The 22169-nt window shown below is 71.6% G+C and carries 17 protein-coding genes; 9 read left to right on the top strand and 8 right to left on the bottom strand.

What is annotated here, in order from left to right:
• Positions 1–90: 90 nt before the first annotated feature.
• The 3 genes from nirB to NQO67_RS19865 all read left to right on the top strand — a co-directional run bounded on the left by nirB (position 91) and on the right by NQO67_RS19865 (position 4184).
• Positions 91–2715 (top strand): nitrite reductase large subunit NirB, encoded by a 2625-nt coding sequence (gene nirB / locus NQO67_RS19875; RefSeq protein ID WP_255951649.1) that lies wholly within the window; start codon positions 91–93, stop codon positions 2713–2715.
• On the top strand, positions 2712–3095 hold the full coding sequence (nirD, locus tag NQO67_RS19870) for a nitrite reductase small subunit NirD (protein WP_255951414.1): 384 nt from the start codon (positions 2712–2714) through the stop codon (positions 3093–3095). Before nirB ends, nirD begins: the two co-directional genes overlap by 4 nt.
• Before the next feature lie 141 nt (positions 3096–3236).
• Positions 3237–4184: a fructosamine kinase family protein gene (locus NQO67_RS19865; protein WP_255951413.1), complete on the top strand. Its 948-nt coding sequence runs from the start codon at positions 3237–3239 to the stop codon at positions 4182–4184.
• A gap of 40 nt (positions 4185–4224) precedes the next feature.
• On the opposite strand, the gene NQO67_RS19860 is transcribed toward NQO67_RS19865, so the two are convergent.
• Both NQO67_RS19860 and NQO67_RS19855 read right to left on the bottom strand, forming a co-directional pair.
• On the bottom strand, positions 4225–5064 hold the full coding sequence (locus NQO67_RS19860; RefSeq protein WP_255951412.1) for an alpha/beta fold hydrolase: 840 nt from the start codon (positions 5062–5064) through the stop codon (positions 4225–4227).
• A gap of 108 nt (positions 5065–5172) precedes the next feature.
• Entirely contained in the window at positions 5173–5712 is a 540-nt protein-coding gene (locus NQO67_RS19855; RefSeq protein WP_255951411.1) for a MarR family winged helix-turn-helix transcriptional regulator, read from the bottom strand.
• A gap of 155 nt (positions 5713–5867) precedes the next feature.
• Between NQO67_RS19855 and NQO67_RS19850 the strand changes: the two genes are divergently transcribed.
• The 3 genes from NQO67_RS19850 to NQO67_RS19840 all read left to right on the top strand — a co-directional run bounded on the left by NQO67_RS19850 (position 5868) and on the right by NQO67_RS19840 (position 9259).
• Entirely contained in the window at positions 5868–6686 is an 819-nt protein-coding gene (locus NQO67_RS19850) for an SDR family NAD(P)-dependent oxidoreductase (protein ID WP_255951410.1), read from the top strand.
• 225 nt (positions 6687–6911) lie between these two features.
• Positions 6912–7898, top strand: coding sequence for a phosphotransferase family protein (locus tag NQO67_RS19845; protein WP_255951409.1), 987 nt, complete (start codon positions 6912–6914; stop codon positions 7896–7898).
• Positions 7895–9259 (top strand): MATE family efflux transporter, encoded by a 1365-nt coding sequence (locus NQO67_RS19840; RefSeq protein ID WP_255951408.1) that lies wholly within the window; start codon positions 7895–7897, stop codon positions 9257–9259. Before NQO67_RS19845 ends, NQO67_RS19840 begins: the two co-directional genes overlap by 4 nt.
• Here NQO67_RS19840 and NQO67_RS19835 read toward each other — a convergent pair.
• The 5 genes from NQO67_RS19835 to ppdK form a co-directional block, all read right to left on the bottom strand.
• Positions 9240–9857, bottom strand: coding sequence for a TetR family transcriptional regulator (locus NQO67_RS19835; protein ID WP_255951407.1), 618 nt, complete (start codon positions 9855–9857; stop codon positions 9240–9242). The two genes, NQO67_RS19840 and NQO67_RS19835, sit on opposite strands and share 20 nt — an antisense overlap.
• A 57-nt stretch (positions 9858–9914) precedes the next feature.
• A complete protein-coding gene (locus NQO67_RS19830) occupies positions 9915–10913 on the bottom strand; it encodes a carbohydrate ABC transporter permease (RefSeq protein WP_255951406.1) in 999 nt (332 codons plus the stop codon).
• A gap of 5 nt (positions 10914–10918) precedes the next feature.
• Positions 10919–11830, bottom strand: coding sequence for a carbohydrate ABC transporter permease (locus NQO67_RS19825; RefSeq protein WP_255951405.1), 912 nt, complete (start codon positions 11828–11830; stop codon positions 10919–10921).
• Positions 11827–13089: an ABC transporter substrate-binding protein gene (locus tag NQO67_RS19820; protein WP_255951404.1), complete on the bottom strand. Its 1263-nt coding sequence runs from the start codon at positions 13087–13089 to the stop codon at positions 11827–11829. The genes NQO67_RS19825 and NQO67_RS19820 overlap by 4 nt, the downstream gene beginning before the upstream one ends.
• 378 nt (positions 13090–13467) lie before the next feature.
• Positions 13468–16194: a pyruvate, phosphate dikinase gene (gene ppdK, locus NQO67_RS19815; protein ID WP_255951403.1), complete on the bottom strand. Its 2727-nt coding sequence runs from the start codon at positions 16192–16194 to the stop codon at positions 13468–13470.
• Positions 16195–16793: 599 nt separating this feature from the next.
• Between ppdK and NQO67_RS19810 the strand changes: the two genes are divergently transcribed.
• Positions 16794–18197 carry a glycoside hydrolase family 6 protein gene (locus NQO67_RS19810; RefSeq protein WP_308295681.1) on the top strand — a complete coding sequence of 468 codons (1404 nt, stop codon included), beginning with the start codon at positions 16794–16796 and terminating at the stop codon, positions 18195–18197.
• Between the two features lie 258 nt (positions 18198–18455).
• On the opposite strand, the gene dusB is transcribed toward NQO67_RS19810, so the two are convergent.
• A complete protein-coding gene (gene dusB, locus NQO67_RS19805; RefSeq protein WP_255951402.1) occupies positions 18456–19664 on the bottom strand; it encodes a tRNA dihydrouridine synthase DusB in 1209 nt (402 codons plus the stop codon).
• 474 nt (positions 19665–20138) lie between these two features.
• Here dusB and NQO67_RS19800 point away from each other — a divergent pair, with 474 nt between their 5' ends.
• Positions 20139–21593: an MFS transporter gene (locus tag NQO67_RS19800; RefSeq protein ID WP_255951401.1), complete on the top strand. Its 1455-nt coding sequence runs from the start codon at positions 20139–20141 to the stop codon at positions 21591–21593.
• Positions 21594–21622: 29 nt separating this feature from the next.
• Complete coding sequence (locus NQO67_RS19795) at positions 21623–22141, top strand: hypothetical protein (protein WP_255951400.1); 519 nt, start codon at positions 21623–21625, stop codon at positions 22139–22141.
• Positions 22142–22169 lie beyond the last annotated feature (28 nt).

Raw genomic sequence — 22169 nt, 5'->3', positions numbered from 1 at the left:
GGCCCGCACACCGCACCCGGCGCACCCGGCTCACCCGGCGCCCCCGAGCCGTCCGACGACCGGCCCCGTCTGGTCCTCGTCGGTCACGGCATGGTCGGGCAACGGTTCCTGGAGGCGCTGGCCGAGCGTGGGCTCACCGCCTCGCACCGCGTGACCGTGTTGTGCGAGGAACCGCGCCCGGCCTACGACCGCGTCCAGCTCACCTCGTACTTCTCCGGGCGTACCCCTGAGGACCTGTCCCTCACCGACCCCGGCTTCCTCGCGGAGCACGGCATCGAGTTGCTGCTCGGCGAACCGGCCGAGCACGTCGACCGCGCGGCGCGCACCGTCACCGCACGCTCCGGCCGGCTCGTGCCGTACGACACGCTGGTGCTGGCCACCGGCTCCTACCCGTTCGTGCCGCCGGTGCCGGGCAAGGACACCACCGGCTGCTTCGTCTACCGGACGATCGAGGACCTGCTCGCCATCGAGGAGTACGCGCGGCGGCACGCGACGACCGGCGCGGTGGTCGGCGGCGGGCTGCTCGGTCTCGAGGCGGCGGGGGCGCTCAAGGGTCTCGGGCTCGCCACGCACATCGTGGAGTTCGCGCCCCGGCTGATGCCCGTGCAGGTCGACGAGGCGGGCGGCGCCGAGCTGCGCCGCACCATCGAGGGCATGGGCCTGGTGGTGCACACCGGCACCGGCACGCAGGAGATCATCGCGGACGAGGCCGGCCGGGTGACGGGCATGGCGCTGTCGGACGGCAGCACGCTCGCCACCGACCTCGTGGTCTTCTCCGCCGGCGTGCGCCCCCAGGACGCGCTCGCCCGTGCCTGCGGCCTCGACGTCGGCGAGCGCGGCGGCATCACGGTCGACGGGCACTGTCGCACCGCCGGTGATCCGCGGATCTTCGCGATCGGCGAGTGCGCGCAGGCCGCCGACGGGCGGGTGTACGGCCTGGTGGCACCCGGCTACGAGATGGCCGAGGCGGCGGCCGCCGCGATCGCCGCCGACGCGGCCGATGCGCTGGGCGGCCTGATCGAGGCGACGGACGCCGCCGAGGAGGCCGACCGGCGGGAGTTCACCGGCGCGGACACCTCGACGAAGCTGAAGCTGCTGGGCGTGGACGTGGCGTCGTTCGGCGATGCGCACGGCGCCACCGACGGCGCGCTCGACGTCGTCTACGCCAACTCGCGCTCCGGCACCTACAAGAAGCTCGTCATCGCCTCCGACGGGACCCTGCTCGGCGGTGTGCTGGTCGGGGACGCGGACGCGTACGGGACGCTGCGCGCGATGACCGGCTCGGTGCCGCCGGTGCCCGCCGAGCGGCTGGTGCTGCCGGCCGGCCCGGACGGCGCCGGCGGGCCGGTGGCGATCGGGCCGACGTCGCTGCCCGACTCGGCGGTGATCTGCTCCTGCCACAACGTCTCCAAGGGCACCATCCGGGCTGCCGTCGCCGAACACGACTGCACCACCGTGCCCGAGGTGAAGAAGTGCACCAAGGCGGGCACCGGCTGCGGTAGCTGCGTGAAGGTGCTGGGCCAGCTGGTCACCGCCGAGTTGGAGGCGAGCGGCGTCGCGGTCGACAAGGGCCTGTGCGGCTGCTTCGGGCAGACCCGTGAGGAGCTGTACGAGACGGTACGGGCGGTGCGGGTCACCTCCTTCCAGGAGCTGCTGGACCGGTTCGGGCGGGACGCGGCGCGCGGCGGCGACGGCTGCGAGGTATGCAAGCCGGCGGTCGCCTCGATCATCGCCTCGCTCGCGCCGGTGCTGGGCGCCAGCGGCTACGTCCTGGACGGCGAGCAGGCCGCGTTGCAGGACACCAACGACCACTTCCTCGCCAACCTCCAGAAGAACGGCTCGTACTCGGTCGTGCCGCGCATCCCCGGTGGTGAGATCACTCCGGAGAAGCTGATCGTGATCGGCGAGGTGGCACGCGACTTCGGCCTCTACACCAAGATCACCGGCGGTCAGCGCATCGACCTGTTCGGTGCCCGCGTCGACCAGTTGCCGCTGATCTGGGCCCGGCTGGTCGACGCGGGTTTCGAGTCGGGGCACGCCTACGGCAAGGCGCTGCGGACCGTGAAGTCCTGCGTGGGCGAGACCTGGTGCCGGTACGGCGTGCAGGACTCGGTGCGGATGGCGATCGACCTGGAGCTGCGCTACCGCGGCCTGCGCTCCCCGCACAAGCTGAAGTCCGCGGTCTCGGGCTGCCAGCGGGAGTGCGCGGAGGCCCAGTCGAAGGACTTCGGCGTGATCGCCACGGCGAACGGCTGGAATCTCTACGTCGGTGGCAACGGCGGCGCGACCCCGCGCCACGCCGACCTGCTCGCCCAGGACCTGTCCGACGCGGAACTGGTGCGGCTGATCGACCGGTTCCTGATGTTCTACATCCGCACCGCCGACCGTCTGGAGCGCACCGCGACCTGGCTGGAGCGGATCGAAGGCGGTCTCGACCACGTGCGCGACGTGGTGGTGCACGACTCGCTGGGCATCTGCGACGAGCTGGAGGCGCTGATGGCTGCGCACGTCGCCAACTACCGCGACGAGTGGGCCGAGACGGTGAACGACCCGGAGCGCCTGGCCCGCTTCGTCTCCTTCGTGAACGCCCCGGAGGTGCCCGACCCCACGGTCAGGTTCATCCCGGAACGTGACCAGATCAAGCCGGACCTGCCGCTGCTGACCATCGGCACCCGTCCCGGCACCCCGTCCCTGGAAGGAACCAGCACGCCATGACGACCGCCCCGACCGTCCACCCCGCGCCGGCGACCGCACCCGCGCACCTCACCGGCACCGTCGAACTCCGCCTCCCCGGCGGCTGGCTCGCCGTCTGCGACGCGGAACTGCTCACCCCCGGCCGCGGCGTGGCGGCCCTGCTCCCGGACGGCGGCCAGGCAGCCGTCTTCCTCGACCGTGCCGGGCACCTGTACGCCGTCGACAACCACGATCCGTTCACCGGTGCCGCGGTGCTCTCCCGCGGCCTGCTCGGCTCCGCCTCGGGTGTCCCGTTCGTCGCCTCCCCGCTGCTCAAGCAGCGTTTCACGCTGACGGACGGGCGGTGCCTGGACGACGACGGGGTGTCCGTGCCGACGTTCAAGGTCCGGGTACGCGGCTGAGTGCTCGTTCCCGATGTCGCCGGGCAGAGGTCACTGAGCAGACGTCAGCGAGCCCGTCACGGGGGACGGGAGCCGGAGGAGTGAGCCGCCGCACCCGGCCCTGACTACCATGGTGCGTGACCGGCAGGGAGGGGCACGCCCGTGACAGACGCGACGTCCCTCCTGCTCGAACGGCTGCACACGGCCGGCCTGACCGACGTCGTCACGGTCGAGCCGGCCACCGGAGGCCTCGCCGCGACCGCGGGGCTCGCGCGCCGCGGTGACGGCAGCACGGTGTTCGTCAAGGCGTTCGACGAGCCGCCGTCGGACGACGCCTTCGCCGCGGAGGCCGAAGGGCTCACCGTGCTGCGCGAGACAGGCGCCGTCGCCACACCCGAGACCATCCTCGCGGACCGCGACCTGCTCGTGCTCTCCGTGCTACGGCCCCGCCCGGACACCGAGGCGTTCTGGGAGCGGCTCGCGCACGCGCTCGCCCACCTGCACACCACCACGCGGCACCCCCGGTTCGGGTGGCACCGGGACAACTGGCTGGGCCGTCGCCGGCAGGTCAACACCTGGGACGACGACGGGTTCGCGTTCTTCGCCCAGCACCGTCTGCTGCGCTGGCTGGGCGAACGTCGCGTCGAGGAGGCGCTGGACGCCGCGGACCGGGCGGCGCTGGAGCGGCTGTGCGACCGGCTGCCCGAGCTGCTGCCGGTCAGCCCCGCGTGCCTGACGCACGGCGACCTGTGGACGCAGAACGTCATGGCCACCCCCGGCGGGCGGCCCGCGCTGATCGACCCGGCCGTGTCGTACACGTGGGCCGAGGTCGACCTGGCCCATCTGTGGACGACGGCGCCGCCGCCCGAGGCGCACGTGTTCTTCGAGCGGTACGCCGAGCTGACCGGGCTCGACCGCGACTGGCGCGCACGGATGCCGATCCTCCAGCTGCGCCAGCACCTGGCCGTGATCGCCCAGTTCGACCCCGACTGGGGCGCCGCCGACCTCGTGCGCGCGACGCTCGCCCCGTTCCGGCAGCGGCCACCGGGACGCACCCGGTTCGAGTGCCCGACCGCCCAGGGAGCCCCGACCGGTAGCGGTCAGGTGTGAGGCAGGGAAGGAGCCGCACGCCGGGGCGGCGCCGACTGCCTCACTCCGCGTCGCTCAGGAACGCGAGCAGGGCCGTGGCGAGTTCGGCGGGCGCGTCCATCGGGGCCAGGTGGCCGGCGGCCGGCAGGGTGTGCAGCCGGGCGTCCGGGATACGGGCGGCGAGTTCGCGGCCCCGGTCCAGGGGAATCCAGTCGTCGCCCTCGCCCCAGCACACCAGCACGGGCAGGTCGATCGTGTCGTAGCGGTTCGCCATCTTGTCCGTGTACGCCTGGTCGCCGTTGCGTACCGCGATCTGGCGGTAGAACGCGGCCTGTCCGCCGGCGGCCAGCCAGGGCCGGGTCAGCGCTTCCAGGTCCGCCGGCCGCAGCCCGGGGCTGCTCGCCGAGCTGATGTACTCCCGTAGCAGGGCCGCGTGCATCCGCGGCGGCAGGGCTTCGAAGGCCTCGCCGTGCTCGCCCACCTGCCGGAAGAACGTGCTGCCCCACGGCGCCAGGGCCACCACGTCCACCAGGGCGAGCTGCCGGTAGGGCACCCCGTACAGCAGATGCGCGCCCAGTGCCACGGCCCCGCCGAAGTCATGGGCCACCACGAGCGGGCGGATCAGCCCCCAGTGGTCCAGCAGGCCGGTGAAGACGTCGACCTGCGCGGCCAGCGAGATGTCCTGCCGCTCCGACTTCTCCGACTGCCCGTAGCCGGGCATGTCCCAGACGTACACCGGGTGGCAGCCGGCCAGCGAGCGTGCCACCTCGCGCCAGACGTACGAGGAGAACGGCGTGCCGTGCAGCAGCACGACGGGGTCGCCGGGGCCGGAGCCGAAGCGGTCCCAGCGGACCGTGCCCGACGGGCTGTCGTAGGTGCGGGTCAACTGCCAGTTCGTCATGATGCGGTCCTTCGGTCCTCGTCTTCTGCCTGAGTGCCTGCGTCCCTGTGCCGCTGCGCCCCTGCGCACGCCGGTGACCGGGGCGGTCGTCCGTCGTCGGGTGCCCGGTCAGTCGGACGGTTCGGCGCCGCGGTCCTCGGCCGCGCCGACCGGACACGTCGAGCCCGCCGCACGGCAGCAGCCGCGGTCGCACAGCCGGCACATGTACTGGGCGTTGCCGACGTTCTCGTAGAGGCGTTCCAGCATCTTCGCGAGCAGCCGGGACAGTTCGCCCTGCTCGCCGTCGTCGAGGGCGGCGACGGCGTCGGCCAGCGGGCGGCTGCGCGCGGTGAGCAGCCGGCGCGCCGTGCGGCGGCCGGCAGCGGTCGGATGGACCGTCACCCAGTTCCGGCTGTACGGGTTGGGCTTGCGCTCCACCAGGCCGTCGGCCTGCAACGAGTCCACCATGCGGGCCGCCGCCGACTGGCTCAGGCCGACCCGGCGACCGAGCTCGGTCACGCTCACTCCCGGTTGGGCGGTCAGCGTCACCAGTGCCGCGGCGCCGCTGACGCTCAGTCCGGCCGCCTCGGTGGCTCCGCCGACCGTCAGGTCGGTGAGCACCAGCGCGGCGGCCCCCAGCAGGTTGGCCACTCGATCTGAATCATGCATGCTGCATACTAGCATGCACTGTACATGATTGGGCAAGGACGGTTTCCCCAACGGTTCACCGATGATTCGCCGATGAGGGATGATCTGCTCGTGCCGTCGCGCCAGCGGCCCGACCGCACCGGTCCCAGCCCCCACGAACCCCCTCCGGAGCCGAGATGCCCAACCCGCCAGCAGCCCCACAAGACCCATCCGGCGCCTTAGCTCCCGTCCCGACCGCCACCCGCTTCACCGGTAGGTCCGCCCTGGTCACCGGCGCGGGCGGGGGCCTCGGCCGCGTCGTGGCGCGCGGCCTGGCGGCCGAGGGGGCCCGGGTGGTGGTGGCCGGGCGGAACGAGGCCGCACTGGCCGAGACGGTGACGCTGATCGAGCAGGCCGGCGGCACGGCGCGCGCCGCGGTCACCGACGTGACCGTGGCCGCGGACGTCCGGGCCATGGTGGCGACCGCGGTGGCGCAGCACGGCCGGCTGGACGTGGCGGTGAACAGCGCCGGCGTGCTGGGCGGCCTGGGCCCCGTCGACCGCATCGACGAGCGCGAGTGGGAGCGGGTCCAGCGCACCAACGTCACCGGCGTGTGGCTGTGCATGAAGTACGAGATCGAGCGGATGCGCAGGGACGGCGGCGGTGCCGTGGTCAACCTCTCCTCCGCCTTCGGGGCACACGCCCGACGCCGCGGCCTCGCCGCCTACATCGCCTCCAAGGCCGCGGTCTCCGCACTGACCAGGACCGCAGCGCTCGATGTCATCGACGCCGGCATCCGCGTCAACGCGGTCAGCCCAGGGCCGGCCGAGACCCCCATGTCACTGGCGCCGGGCGAGAGCGAGGACGCTCGCACGGAGCGCATGAAGCACATGTCGCCGCTGGGCCGGCTCACCACGCCGGACGAGGTCGCCGCCGCGGTGCTGTACCTGGCGTCGGACGCCGCGGCGTCGGTCGTCGGGACCGACCTGGTGCTGGACGGGGGGATTTCGGCCTGAGGCACGGCCTGCGACGCGGCGAGCACCTCTCCGGGACCGGCCGGGTTCCCTGCCGGGCCGGTCCCGGGAGGCGTCCCGGCGTCTGGAGAGAATTTCGACCACGTGGTAAGTATTTGGTCGTGCACCCCAACCGAGCCCGGAGCACGGGCCCGTCGGCGTGACCGATGCCCGGCGGCGGCACACCGGCAGGCACCGGGAATCCCTCGATGACGTAAGGACAGGGCGTTGGAGAGCATCACCAAGAACAGGCAGTCGCCCACCACGCTCCAGGCCATGATCGAGCGCGCCTACGGAGCCGACCGCGTCCCCACCGGCGAGGGATGGGCGGACGAGCTGGGGCACGGCTGGTTCAACGTCGCCTACCGCATCCGGCTGCGCGACGGCGCCGAGGTCGTCCTGAAGGTCGCCCCACCGCCCGGTGTGGAGGTGATGACCTACGAACGCGGCGCCATGTCGATCGAGCTCACGACGCTGGACCTGATCCGCACGCAGACATCCGTGCCGGTCCCGGCCGTCGACTTCGCGGACCGCAGCCACGAGCTGTGCGACGCGGACTACTTCTTCATGCCGTACGTCGACGCCGACAACCTCGGCATCATCGCCGATCAGCTCCCCACCGCCGAGCGCGACGCCTACATGGCACAGCTCGGGGCGGCCAACCGGGAGCTGAACTCCATCCGCGGCAGCGGTTTCGGCCCCCTCGCCGGGCCGGGTGATCCGAGCTGGCGGCGGGTGTTCACCGGCATGGTCGAGGACGTCCTCGTCAACGGCGAACGGCGCAGCGTCGAGCTGGGCTGGGACTACGACGTCGTCCGCGCGGTCCTGGCCGAGCACGCCGCGTGCCTCGACGAGGTGACCGAACCGCGCCTGGTCGAGTGGGACCTGTGGGACGGCAACGTCATGGTCAGGGACGGCCGGATCGTCTGCATCATCGACCACGAGCGTGCCTTCTACGGCGACCCGCTGATCGAGGCCGGTTTCGCCGGCTCCCAGCTGGCCGCCTTCGGCGACGCCCGTGCCTTCATGCGCGGTTACGGACATCCCGAGCTGACCCCGACGCAAGTGGTGCGGCGCCGCCTGTACGGCCTCCACCTGGTCCTGATCATGGTGATCGAGACCGTCTACCGCGGGCACACCGACACCCGGCAGTACGACTGGGCCCGCAGCCGGCTCGACGAGGCCATGGCGCTGCTCGGACACCCCCGCCGGTGACGGCCGCCCGCACCACACGCACCACCGATCACACCGCCCGGCTGGGCGCCCAACCGGTCGGCCGGCTGCTGTGGCGGGCCTGTACCCAGACCACGGCAGCGGCCGGCGTGTACGGCTGCTACGCGCTGACCAACGCCTGGTTCGTGGGGCACGGCGTGGGCGACTCGGCGATGGCGGCGGTCAACCTGGCCGCCCCGCTGCTGCTGTTGCTCGGCGCGCTGTCGACCACGGTCGGCGCGGGCGGCGCGTCCCTGGTCTCCCGTGCCCTGGGCGCCTCAGACCGGCAGGCGGCGGCCCGGGCCGCGGGCAATGCCTTCACCCTGTTCTGGCTCTGCGCCGCCGCCACCACCGTCCTCGGCCTGACGTTCCTGGACCCGCTGCTGACGGTGCTCGGTGCCCGCGGCCCGCTGCACGCCAGCGCACGCCCCTACGCGGAGGTGCTGCTGTGCGGGGCACTCGTGTCGACCGGGTTCTCCAGCCTGGTGCGGGCCGAGGGCCGGATGGGCTTTTCGACGCTGCTGTGGCTGGTGCCGGTCAGCGTGCAGATCACCCTCGATCCGCTGCTGATCTTCGGGTTCGGCATGGGGATACGCGGCGCCGCGCTCGGCACCGTCGGCGGGCAGACGGTCTCCGCGGCGATGAGCCTGTGGTTCTTCTTCGGGCAACGGCAACGCCCGTACCGCATCGGGCTCGACGAGCTGCTGCCGCACGGTCCGACGGTGCGTGCCCTGCTCGGCGTCGGCCTGCCCTCGTTCCTGGCGGGAGCGGGCGTCACGCTGCTCGCCGTCCTCGTCAACGCCACCCTCGCGGCCACCGGCACCGCGACGGCCCTGGCCGCCTACGCCGTCTGCGCTCGCCTCCAGGTCTTCGTGATGATGCCGCACACCGGCATCAGCCAGGGCCTGCAACCCATCGTGGGCTACAACGCCGGCCGTAGCCTGACCGCCCGGGTGCTGCGCGCCCGCAACCTCGCCCTGCTCGGCTCCCTGCTGTACGGACTGCTCACGGCGGTGGCGCTCGCACTGCTGGCCGGCCCCCTGGTCGGGTTGTTCCTCAACGACCCCGACACCACCGCCACCGCACAACGCGCGCTGCGCGTCATCGCGCTCGGCCTGGGCGTGGCGGGACTCGCCCCGCTCGTGGCGGCCTACTTCCAGTCGCTGGGCCGCCCCGCACCCGCCTACCTGCTGTCCGTCGGCACGCTGCTGCTGATCAAGGTTCCCCTGATCGCGGGCCTCGGCCGGCTGGGCGCCGGCGGCGTCTGGGCGGGACTCGCCACCGGCGAACTGGCCACGGCCGCCGTCGCCCTCCTCCTGCTTTGGCGGCTGCGCCCGCCGTGGGCTACTCCAGGGGCTCCGTGAGGAGCTGCTGCACGAAGATCCGCAGTGCCGCGACCATGTCCACCTCGTCCGGGCTGGTCAGCCACTGCACCTGCAATCCGTCCATCAGCGCCACGAAGCCCACCGCAGCGGCCCGGGGGTCCACCCCGTCCCGCAGCCGCCCCTGCTCCGCCAACTCGAGCAGGGCACGGTGCACGTAGTCGCGCGTGTCGGCGTAGTGCCGGATGAAGTACCCGTGCGCCGGGTGCTCGTCGGCGCACGCCTCGGCCGCCAGGCGCACATACAGCTCGACCATCGCCGGATGACGCGCGTTGTGGTCGGCCAGGCCCAGCAGCAGCCGCAGCACCGCCATCGGCGAGGACGCCTCCGGCCCGATCCGTGCCGCGTCCTGCTCGTCACGCCGCTCCAGCACGGCGGCCAGCAGCGCCTCGCGGTCGGGGAAGTAGTAGAGCAGCCCGACATGGCTGAGCCCGGCCCGTTTCGCGATCTCCCGCAACGAGGCGCCGTCGTACCCGACGTCCGCGTACACCGCGGCCGCCGCCTCGACGATCTGCGCTCGGCGCGCACGCCCCTTCGCGTAACCCCGGGACGCGGACGCCTTGGCTCCACCAGCGGACATGCCCCCATCATCGCAGCGGCGGGCAACGCGCAGGCACCACCACCCGGCCCCGGCGGCTCAGTCGTCGATCCCGCTCCGCTCCACCCCCGCCACGATCCACCGTTGGAAGAACAGGAACACCACCAGCAGCGGCAGGATCGATACGGCAGCCGCGATGAACAGCTCGTGCAGCCGGATCACCTGGGCCGTGGTGAACGACGACAGCGCCACCTGCACCGTCCACGCGTCACGGCCCTGCCCGATGACCAGCGGCCACAGGAACGCGTTCCAGGCGCCGATGAACACGATGGTGCCGACGGCCGCGAAGACGGGCCGCGCGTTCGGCACCACGATCAGCCAGAACACCCGCCAGTAGTCGAGCCCGTCCACCTGCGCCGCGTCCTCCAGCTCGCGCGGGAACCCCAGGAAGTACTGGCGGAAGATGAAGCAGGCGAAGGCCGAGAACAGCGTCGGGATGATCAGACCGCGCAGGCTGGAGACCCATCCCAGCGTCGAGACCAGCACGAACGACGGCACGAAGGTGACCGCGGCCGGCACCATCATCGTGGCGATGATGGCGTAGAAGACCTTGTTCGCGTGCCGGTAGGGGATGCGGGCGAGACCGTAGCCCGCGAGTGAGGCCAGCAGCAGGGTGCCGACCGTGGTGAGGACGGCGATCAGCGCGGAGTTCAGCAGCGAGCGCGCGAACGGCACCGAGGTGTCCGAGAACAGCTCCGAGACGTTCGACCAGTGCAGGGTGCTCGGGAAGAACGTCCAGTTGGGCGAGGTGATGTCCGCCTCGCTGGCCAGGCCGTTGCGCACCAGCAGGTAGAACGGCACCAGGAAGACCACGGCCAGCGCGATCAGCAGCGCGAGACGCACCGCCCGGCCGGCCCGCACGAGCGCGTCGCCGGTGCCGAACGGGTCGGGGGGCGCCGCCCGGCCACCGCCGGACCGCGGCCGGGGCACCCGGCCGGCCGGCGTGCCTCGTCCGGTGCCCGCCCGGGTGGTGGGCGGCGCGGTGCCGCGGGCGCCGGCGTCCTCCCCTGCTCCCGGCTGGGCGTCGGAGGTCGTCATCGTCGTCAGTCCTCCTTCCTGCCGAGACCGAACCAGCGCGACTGCACGAGCGTCACCACCGCGATGATCAGTGCGAGGATGACCGCGCCCGCGCTGCCGTAGCCGAGGTTCTGCCCCTCCCCGAGAGCGGTGAAGTAGAGGTAGACCAGCGGCGGCCGGGCGTACGGCGGGTAACCGTGCGTCTGGGAGAGCAGGTTGTAGAACTCGTCGAACGCCTGGAACGCGTTGATGACCAGCAGCAGGACCACGGCGACCGACGTGGCCCGCAGCTGCGGGAAGGTGATGTTGCGGAAGACCTGCCACCCGGGGCGCGCCCCGTCCACCGCCGCGGCCTCGTACAGCACGGGGCTGATCCGTTGCAGCGCGGCGAGGAAGAGCACCATGTAGAAACCGGCCTGGAGCCAGAGCCGTACCGTGACGATGACCAGCCAGTACCACGGCGGGTCGGTCGTGGACAGCCAGGCGATCTGATCGCCGCCGAACCAGTCGAGCAGCGTGTTGGCGAGCCCGAACCGCACCCCGTTGAAGATCGACATCTTCCAGATCAACGCCGCGACCACATACGAGCAGGCCGCGGGCAGGAAGAACACCGACCGGAAGAACGCCTGGGCGCGCCTCAGCCGGTTGACCATCAGCGCAAGCCCGAGGGCGAGCGCGTACGTGGTGGGCACGATGAACGCCGAGAAGGCGATGAACGTCGTCAGACTGGAGGTGAAGGCGTCGTCGCTCAGCATCGACGTGTAGTTGTCGAACCCGACGAAGTGGTCGGGCGTGACGGTGTTGTGCGCGTCGAAGAAGCTGAGGTAGACGCTCCAGGCGAGCGGGACGTACGTGAAGAGGCCGAGGCCCAGCACGAACGGCCCGACGAAGATCCAGAACCAGAGGGTGGTGCGGCCCCGGGTGAGCAGGGCGGTCACTTGGTGACCCGCGCCAGTTCCGCGTTGACCTTCCGTACCACGCCCCTCAACTCGCTGTCCGGGTTCGCGCCGTCCTTGATGATGCGGCTGAGGGAGTCCTGGTAGGCGGAGCGGCTGGCGTCGGTCCACAGCAGCGGTGCATCGGGGAAGCCGTGGTCGGTGGCGTAGCGCACCGCGTCGGCCGCGGCGCCCTTCTTCAGCTTGTCGGCCTTCTTCGCCAGCGAGATGCGGGCCGGGATGTGGAAGCCGTAGGAGAGGGCGAAGTCGGTCTGGTCGGCGGTGTTGTCCACCCACAGCCACTTCACGAACGCCTTGGCGACGTCCTTGTGTTTGCTGCGGGCGCTGACGGCCGAACCGTAGGAGCCCACCGGCACGGCCGGGGCGCCGGACGTGCCGTCCTTCGGGAACGGCAGCACGCCGAAGTCGTCCCCGAGCTCCTTCTGCACCTGCGGGATCGCCCACAGGCCCGACCACTGCATGGCGGTCAGGCCCTGGATGAACGCGGACGGGTCCGACCAGTCGGCGGGCGCGCCCAGCAGCAGCGTGTCCTTCGCGTACAGCTGGCGGATCTTGCCGAGGGCGCGGGCGGCGGCCGGGTCGTCGAAGCCGACCTTGCCGTCCTTCGTGACGAACGTAAGGCCCGCGGCGTGCAGCGGGGTGCCGTTGAGCACGGCGGCGCCGCCGTCGTTGCCGAGGAAGAGCCCCTTGACCTTGTCCGAGGTCAGGGCCTGGGCGGCGTCGAGGAGTTCGTCGAGCGTCTCGGGCGGCCGGATGTTCTTGTCGGCCAGCATGCTCTTCCGGTAGAAGAGCAGCTGCATGTCGATGACCTGCGGAACGCCCCAGATCTTGTCCCGATAGATCTTGGGTTCGAGGACGCCGGGGTTGAAGTCGTCCTTGACGCCGTCGAGCAGCTCGGTGACGTCGACGACCTGGCCGCCCTGGATCATGTTGAGGTTCGGGCCGCCCTCGAAGACGTCGGGGCCCGAGTCGGTGAGCAGTGCGGCGGCGACCTGCTGGTCGTAGTTGCCGGGCCGCCACTGGACGCTGATGTTCGCCTTCTCGTACGAGGCCGCGTACCGCTTGACGGCGGCCTCGGTGCCCTGCTCCCCGTACTGGTGGTACCACTGCTGGAGCTTGACGCTGCTCTTGCCACCGGACGAGTCGTCCGAGCGTCCGGTGTCGGAACCGCAGGCGGCGAGCAGTCCGCTCCCTGCGGCGACCCCGGCCCCCGCGAGAAGCGTCCTCCTGCTGACGGTCATGCTGTTCCCCCTGCTGTGATCGGTAGTTGGGTTGTCCGTTTCCCCGTGGCCTGTTTTGGTGGTCGGTCAGTTGCCGGTCGCGGGGCTGGTGTTGCGTGAGCGCTACGATGATCCGTTCTGCACCGCACAACGATCAACCATGCCGCTCGATTACGACAGGGGTACTACAGCGAAATGTCACGATCATGACCTGCCGGGCCATGATCCGTCCGGTCGACGGGCCGGCAGAGCGCGATTCTTCTCGCACGGAGCCTGATGCGTTCTCGGTCACGGCCGGCGGGTGCACAGCACGGCGCCGCACGCACCGTTGAACGGCGCGTGCGGCGCACACGGGCTTACGGACTTCAGGGAGCCGTCAGGGTTGCCGCCCTCCGGCCCTCAGGCGGTCGCAGCGCAGGCCCTGGCCGCCTCCAGCCGGGCGACCGGGACGCGGAACGGCGAGCAGGAGACGTAGTCGAGACCCACTTCGTGGAAGAAGCGCACCGACTCGGGGTCGCCGCCGTGCTCGCCGCAGACGCCGAGCTTGAGGTCCGGCCGGGTGGCCCGGCCCGCGCTCGCCGCGTCGGCGACGAGCCGGCCGACGCCCTCGCGGTCGATGGTCTCGAAGGGCGACACCCCGAAGATGCCCTTCTCCAGGTAGGCGGTGAAGAAGCTCGCCTCGACGTCGTCCCGGCTGAAGCCCCACACGGTCTGCGTGAGGTCGTTCGTGCCGAACGAGAAGAACTCGGCGGCCTCGGCGATCTCCCCGGCGGTCAGCGCGGCACGCGGCAGCTCGATCATCGTGCCCAGCGCGAGCCCGAGGCTGGTCCCCGTCGCGCTCTCCACCTCGGCGATGACCCGGGACGCCTCGTCGCGGACGAGTTCCAGCTCCTGGACGGTGCCGACCAGCGGGATCATGATCTCGGCACGCGGATCGCCCTTGGCGGCGCTCCGCTCGGCCGCCGCCTCCGCGATCGCCCGTACCTGCATCGCGAACAGGCCGGGGATGACGAGCCCGAGCCGGACACCGCGCAGCCCGAGCATCGGGTTCTGCTCGTGCAGCCGGTGCACGGCCTGGAGCAGCCGCAGCTCGTTCTCGTGCGGGTCCTTGCGGGACTCGGCGAGCGCGACGCGTACCGAGAGCTCGGTGATGTCCGGCAGGAACTCGTGCAGCGGCGGGTCCAGCAGGCGCACGGTGACGGGCAGGCCGTCCATCGCCTCGAAGAGCTCCACGAAGTCCCGCTTCTGGAGCGGCAGCAGCTCCTTCAGGGCCTCGTCGCGCTCGGCGGGCGTGTCGGCGAGGATCAGCCGCTCGACGTACTGCCGCCGCTCGCCGAGGAACATGTGCTCGGTGCGGCACAGGCCGATGCCCTGGGCGCCGAACCGGCGGGCGCGCAGCGCGTCCTCGGCGTTGTCGGCGTTGGCCCGTACCCGCATGCGGCGTACCCGGTCGGCGTAGGCCATCATCCGGTGCACCGCGGTGACCAGCTCGTCCGCGTCGTCGGCGCCCGCGTGCATGCGGCCCTCGAAGTACTCCACGACCGGGGACGGCACGACCGGCACCTCGCCGACGTAGACCTTGCCGGTGGAGCCGTCGATGGAGACGACGTCGCCCTCCTCGACCACGACGGTGCCCTTGCCGTCCGCGCCCGGCGCGGTGAGCCGGCGCCGCTTGGTGTCGACCTCCAGGTCCTCGGCGCCGCACACGCACGTCTTGCCCATGCCGCGCGCGACGACGGCCGCGTGCGAGGTCTTGCCGCCGCGTGAGGTGAGGATGCCCTCGGCGGCGATCATGCCGTCCAGGTCGTCCGGGTTGGTCTCGCGGCGGATCAGGATCACCTTCTCGCCGGAGCGCGACCACTTGATCGCGGTGTACGAGTCGAAGACCGCCTTGCCCGAGGCGGCACCCGGTGACGCGGCGAGCCCACGGGCGATCCGCCGGACCCCTTCGGTGTGCTCGCCGTCCTTGAAGCGCGGGAACATCAGCTGCGCCAGCTGCCCGCCGGTGACCCGCTGCAACGCCTCGGCCTCGCTGATCAGGCCCTGGTCGACGAGCTGGGTGGCGATCCGGAAGGCGGCGGCAGCGGTGCGCTTGCCGACCCGGGTCTGGAGCATCCACAGCTTGCCGCGCTCGATGGTGAACTCGATGTCGCAGAGGTCCTTGTAGTGGTTCTCCAGGGTCTCCATGATCCGCAGCAGCTCGTCGTACGACGCCTTGTCGATCCGTTCCAGATCAGCGAGCGCCACGGTGTTGCGGATGCCGGCGACGACGTCCTCGCCCTGCGCGTTCGCCAGGTAGTCGCCGTAGACGCCCTGCTGGCCGCTGGCCGGGTCACGGGTGAAGGCGACGCCGGTGCCGGAGTCGTCGCCCATGTTGCCGAAGACCATGGAGCAGATGTTGACGGCGGTGCCGAGGTCGTGCGGGATGCGCTCCTGGCGCCGGTAGAGGCGGGCGCGGTCACCGTTCCAGGACGAGAAGACCGCCTTGACGGCGAGGTCCATCTGCTCGCGCGGGTCCTGCGGGAAGTCCTGGCCCGTCTCGCTTTTGACGATCTTCTTGTACCGCTTGACCAGGGTCTTCAGATGGGCGGCGGTCAGCTCGGTGTCGGTCTTGGCCTGCTGCTCGGCCCGCAGCTCGTCGAGCTCGTGCTCGAACAGCTCGCCGTCGATGCCCAGCACCGTCTTGCCGAACATCTGGATGAGCCGGCGGTAGGAGTCCCAGGCGAAGCGCTCGTCGCCGGCCTGTGCGGCCAGCCCGGCCACGGAGGTGTCGGAGAGGCCGATGTTCAGGACGGTGTCCATCATGCCGGGCATCGAGAACTTGGCGCCCGAGCGCACCGACACCAGCAGCGGGTCCGTGGGCGCGCCCAGCTTGCGGCCCATCGCCTGCTCCAGGTCGGCGAGGTGCGCACTCACCTCGTCGCGCAGCGGGTCCGGCACCTTCCCGCTCTCCAGGTAGACCTTGCACGCCTCGGTGGTGATGGTGAAGCCCGGTGGCACGGGGAGACCGAGGTTGGTCATCTCGGCGAGATTGGCGCCCTTGCCGCCGAGGAGGTCCTTGAGGTCCTTGTTGCCCTCCGTGAAGTCGTACACGTATTTCACGGCTCGGGTCCCATTTTTCGACACGGCTCTCGACTCCTGAAGTAAGCAGTGCGGACAGAGGTCCGCTCCGTTGAGGGCGGTGGTGGACGACAGGCGAGTGCGATGGCTGCCCTGACGGCGGGAACATACCCAGATCGAAGGCGCCTAGGTACGTCCACTTGTGCGTCGTACGGCCGTAACCACCCGTCCGCCACCGGATCGAAAGTCGCAGGGGCGGGTGGGCTCCGGGCCGGTCCGCGTTCACTTCTTGAAGGAGATAGGGATGTAGTGGCGGGTCAACCGCTCATGTGAGCGACTATAGCGGCATTTGTTTTCGCTTGCCGAAGATGAATGGGGTGGCACTCGGTGCCATCTTTTGGAGAGTTGCATGCGCGCAATGTGCCGCTCATGTGAGCGAAAACGGTCTACGAGTGGCGAGAATCACTCTCCCCGACGCCCCCATCCCGGACCCCGGTGTCACCATCCGGACAGCGGCACCGCTCGCTCGAGCCCACAGACGGCCGTCCGGCGTCTTCCCGGCACGACCGTACGCGCCTAGTCTGGGAGCGCTCCCACGTTCCGCGCTCCCACGTACTTCACGTCCGTACTCCGTTGCGTTCTCGCGCCGAAGGAGCCCACTTGCCATGTCGTCACTGTCGCCCCGTGCCGCCGAAGACCGACGCCTGAGACGCCCGGCTGGTCGCCGCGGCCGGATCGGGGCCGGTACCGCGGCCCTCGCCTGCGCCACCGCCCTGCTCACCGGCCTGACCGGACCGGCCGCCGCCGCACCGGCCACCTCCGACACGGCCGCAGCCCGCGTCGACAACCCGTACGTCGGCGCCGTCCCGTACGTGAACCCGGAGTGGTCCGCGCACGCTGCCGGGGAACCGGGCGGTGCGGCGGTGTCCGGCGAGCCCACCGCGGTCTGGCTGGACTCCATCGCCTCCATCAACGGCGAGGCCGGTGGCATGGGCCTGAAGGAGCACCTCGATACGGCGCTGGCACAGGGCGCCGGACTCGTCCAGCTGGTCCTGTACGACCTTCCGGGCCGGGACTGCGGGAGCCTCACGTCCGACGGCGAGCTGGGGCCCGATGAGATCGACCGCTACGAGGCCGAGTACATCGACCCGATCGCCGCCATCGTCAGCGATCCCGCCTACGCCGACCTGCGCATCGTCACCATCGTCGAGCCCGGGGCACTGGAGAGCCTGGTGCTCCACACCGGCTCTCGGGCAGCGGCCACACCCGAATGCGACACGATGAAGGCCAACGGCAACTACCTCAAGGGCATCGGCTACGCCCTCACGCACCTGGGCGCGCTGTCCCACGTCTACGCCTACCTGGACGCCGGGTACCACGGCTCGGTGGGCTGGGCCGACGACTCCGGACCGCTGGTCACCCTGCTCGGCCAGGCCGCTCAGGCGAACGGCGGCACCTTCGACGACGTGGCCGGGTTCATCGTGAACACCGCGGACTACGGCGTGCTGCACGAGGAGTACTTCACGGTCGACGACAAGGTGAACGGTGTATCGGTCATCCAGAGCCGGTGGGTGGACTGGAACCAGTTCGTCGACGAGCTGCCGTTCGCCCTGTCGCTGCGGCAGCGCGCCATCGCGGACGGTTTCAGCACCGGGACCGGCATCCTCGTCGACACCTCGCGCAACGGCTGGGGCGGCCCCAAGCGGCCGACCGGCCCCGGCCCGTCGACCGATGTGAACGCCTACGTCGACGGCGGCCGGCTGGACCGCAGGGTGTCCTACACGGCGTGGTGCAACCAGGACGGCGCGGGACTCGGCGAGCGCCCCACGGTCAGTCCGCAGTCCGGCATCGACGCGTACGTGTGGGCCAAGCCCCCGGGGGAGTCGGACGGGCCGGCGAACAACCCGGGCGCCGGATTGAGCAACGAGTGCGATCCGGACGGCAACCTCGGCCCCATCGGTGACACGAACCACCCCACGGGCGCGCTGCCCGGCGCACCGGGGTACGGCGAGTGGTTCCCGACGCAGTTCCGGCAGCTGCTGGCGAACGCGTGGCCGCCGGTCGATTGAGTGACCGGCGGCGCCGTAGGCGCCGTTCAGGGGCGCGGGGAACTGCGCGCGCAACCCACCACTGGGGGTACCTCCCACGCTCCCAAGGCAGTGGGGGACGGTGGTCCGGACACGACAGAAACAGCCCCACCCGGACGGTGACGACCCGACGGTCTCGTCGTGGCTGGTCGCGCAGTGCTCCGCGCCCCTGTCAGGCGCGCGGAGCGCGCCCCCTCGGAGCGGCGTCAGCGCCTCCGGAGACGTAGGCCCCCGGAGACGTCAGCCCCCGGAGACGTCCGACTCCGCGTCCGCGGCGAGGCCGGCGCAGTCGTAGGGGTCGGCGAGCCAGCCGTCCGGCAGCACCACGCGGTTCCGGCCTGAGCTACGGCCGCGCGGCCCGTCGGCGTCGCGCGGCCACGGCTGGTCCAGGTCGAGTGCGTCGAGGCCGGTGGCGAGGTCGGCGAGCGAGGCGACGGTCGCGAGCCGCCCCCGCATCTCGGAACCGACCGCGAACCCCTTCAGGTACCAGGCCACGTGCTTGCGGAAGTCGATGACACCCCGTGCCTCGTCGGCCAGCCACGCGCCGAGCAGCGTGGCGTGCCGCACCATCACCTCGGCGACCTCGCGCAACGTCGGTGTGGCGGGCGCCCCCGCCGCCGCCTCGGAACCGCTGGGCCCGCCGGAACCGCTGCCTTCGAAAGCGGTGACGAGGTCGCTGAACAGCCAGGGTCGGCCCAGGCAGCCGCGGCCCACCACGACGCCGTCGCAGCCCGTGGCGCGCATCATCCGCCGGGCGTCCGCCGCGCACCAGATGTCGCCGTTGCCGAGCACCGGGACCTCGGGGACGTGTTCCTTCAGGCGCGCGATGGCATCCCAGTCGGCGGTGCCGCCGTAGTGCTGTGCGGCGGTGCGGCCGTGCAGCGCGATGGCGGTCACGCCCTCCTCGACGGCGATACGGCCCGCGTCGAGGTAGGTGAGGTGGTCGTCGTCGATGCCCTTGCGCATCTTCATGGTGACCGGCAGGTCCCCGGCGCCGCGTACCGCCTCGCGCAGGATCGCGCGCAGCAGCGGCCGCTTGTAGGGCAGCGCGCTGCCGCCGCCCTTGCGGGTGACCTTCGGCACGGGACAGCCGAAGTTGAGGTCGATGTGGTCGGCGAGGTCCTCTTCCGCGATCATGCGGATGGCCTTGCCGACGGTGTCCGGGTCGACGCCGTACAGCTGGATCGAGCGGGGGCGCTCGGTGGCGTCGAAGTGGATCAGCCGCATGGTCTTGTCGTTCCGCTCGACCAGCGCGCGGGTGGTGATCATCTCGCTGACGAACAGCCCCTTGTGCACCCCGTCGGCGGCACCCTGCGGCCCGGCAGGCGCGGCGCCGCCCGGACCGCCACCGTTCGCGAACTCCCTGCACAGCGTGCGGAACGGGGCGTTGGTGATGCCCGCCATGGGGGCGAGCACGACGGGCGGCCAGACCGTGTGCGGGCCGATCATGAGGGCACCCGACGGTGCCGGGGACGCGGCTGCCGGGGCCCCCGGCGCCGGGGCTGCCGGAGGCGTTCCGGGCATGGCGGGGCTCCCGGACGTGACGGGCGTCGCGGGTGGTGTGGTCGTCATCGGGGGCGTCGTGGTCGACGTGGGCGTCGTGGACATCGTTCCCATTGTCGGTCATGGCGCACGGTCGTCTGCGCCGGCGGGTATCGGTCGGCTGCGGGGCGGGCACCGGTGGGGGCCTCGGAGCGACGAACGGGCGGCCCGAGCGGCGCGCGGACGGTCCCCCGTCGGCCCTGACAGGGCGTTCGCCGCCGCGGGGCCGGCCCAGGGGCGCCGGGGCGCCGGCCCAGGGACGAGCACGGGAACGAGCACGGGGACGGTCGTGGCGCAGCTGTCCAGTCACTTATCCGGTATCCAGTCGCTGGATGGCCGGACCGTGCATCCAAGGTCGTTAGTTAGGCGTACTATTGAAGGATGCCGGAGCTCAGCCATCGCCGACGTCTGCTGGTTCTTGCCATCTGCTGCATGAGCCTGCTGATCGTCAGCCTCGACAACACCGTACTCAATGTCGCCCTGCCCTCCCTCCAGCGTGATCTGCACGCCAGCGTGGCCGGGCTGCAATGGACGATCGACGCGTACACGCTGGTCATCGCGACGCTGCTGATGCTCGCCGGCTCGACCGCCGACCGGATCGGGCGGCGCCGGGTCTTCCAGACCGGCCTGGTCGTCTTCACCGTCGCCTCCCTGCTCTGCTCGCTCGCGGGCAGCCTGCCGCTGCTCGTCGCCTTCCGCATGCTCCAGGCCGTCGGGGGCTCGATGCTCAACCCGGTGGCGATGTCGATCATCACCAACACCTTCACCGACCCGCGCGAGCGGGCCCGCGCGATCGGCGTGTGGGGCGGCGTGGTGGGCATATCCATGGCGGCCGGACCGCTGATCGGCGGGCTGCTGGTGGACTCGGTCAGCTGGCGCGCCATCTTCTGGCTCAACCTCCCGGTGGGTCTGGCCGCGCTGCTGCTGACCATGCGCTACATCCCCGAGTCCCGCGCGCCGAAGGCCCGTCGCCCCGACCCGGTGGGACAGCTGCTGGTCATCGCGCTGTTCGGCTCGCTCACCTACGCGATCATCGCAGCGCCCGACGCGGGCCTCACCTCGCCGCGGATCATCACCTTCGCGCTGATCGCCGTCGCCGCGCTGGCCGGACTCATCGCGTACGAGCCGCGGCGCCCGGAGCCCCTGATCGATGTGCGGTTCTTCCGCAGTGCACCGTTCAGCGGAGCGACGGCGATAGCGGTCAGCGCCTTCGTCGCGCTCGGTGGCTTCCTCTTCCTGAGCACCCTCTACCTCCAGGGCGTACGGGGCATGAGCGCGCTGCACGCGGGCCTGTGGATGCTGCCGATGGCGGTGCTGACGCTCATCTGCGCGCCCCTGTCGGGCCGTCTGGTCAGCAGCCGCGGCCCGCGGTTCTCGCTGGTGTTCGCGGGCGTCACGTTGACCGTGGGCGGGGCGCTGTTCGCCGCCTTCGACATGGAGAAGTCCAACGTCACGCTCCTCGTCGGCTACGTGCTCTTCGGCCTCGGCTTCGGCTTCGTGAACGCGCCGATCACCAACACCGCGGTCTCCGGCATGCCACGCTCCCAGGCCGGAGTGGCCGCCGCCGTGGCCTCCACCAGCCGCCAGGTCGGCTCGACGCTCGGTGTCGCCGTGATCGGCGCGGTGCTGGCCTCCGGGGTGGACGGCGCCGCGTACCGCAGCACGTTCGTCGAGGCCAGCCGTCCCGCCTGGTGGATCATGACCGGCTGCGGCGCCCTCGTCCTCGTCGTCGGCGCGCTCACCAGCGGCCGTTGGGCCCAGGCCACCGCCCGGCGCACCGCCGAACGGCTGGAGGCTCCGGAGACGGTGCCGATGGAGGCGGCGACCCGGGGATGACGGTGCGCGGGGTGCCGGAGTCCACGGGCGTGCCTGCCCCGCGCGTGCCCGGCTTTCCCGCACTCCTCGGCGCCGCCCTGGCGGGCGACCGGGAGGCGGTCCTGACGCTCGCCCTGCTCTTCGAGCAGACCCGCCGCCCCGCGGCGGACCCGGACGAGTCCGTGCAGTCCCTGCTCGCCCCGGAGTACGCGGCCTGCCGGCTGACGGAGGACGAGTGGCACACCGCGGTCGACGCCCTGCTGCACCAGGTCGAGCAGGCCGGCGGCGCCACCGGGCCGTCGGTGGTGTGGGCGCTGAGCAAGACCTACGAGCCCCGGATCGTGCCCCCGCTCGCGACCCTGCTGGGCCGACTCCTCGCAGCCACCGATCCAGGGCCTCGGGAACTCGCCCACCAGACCCTGTTCGCCGTGCTCAACGTCGGCATGGGCTGCCACCGCGACCTGGCGCTGGACGCCGTCAGGGCGGCGGCGCGAAACGGTTCAGGCGCCGTCGCTGACACGGCACGCCGCTATCTGGCGCTGCACGGGCACCGGTTGCCCGGCGACTAGCCGAAACGGGAACCGGCCGCACGGGAAG

It is taken from the genome of Streptomyces odontomachi, from assembly GCF_024435355.1.
Taxonomy (GTDB): Bacteria; Actinomycetota; Actinomycetes; order Streptomycetales; family Streptomycetaceae; genus Streptomyces; species Streptomyces odontomachi.
This window is presented reverse-complemented; position numbering and strand designations above follow the sequence as displayed.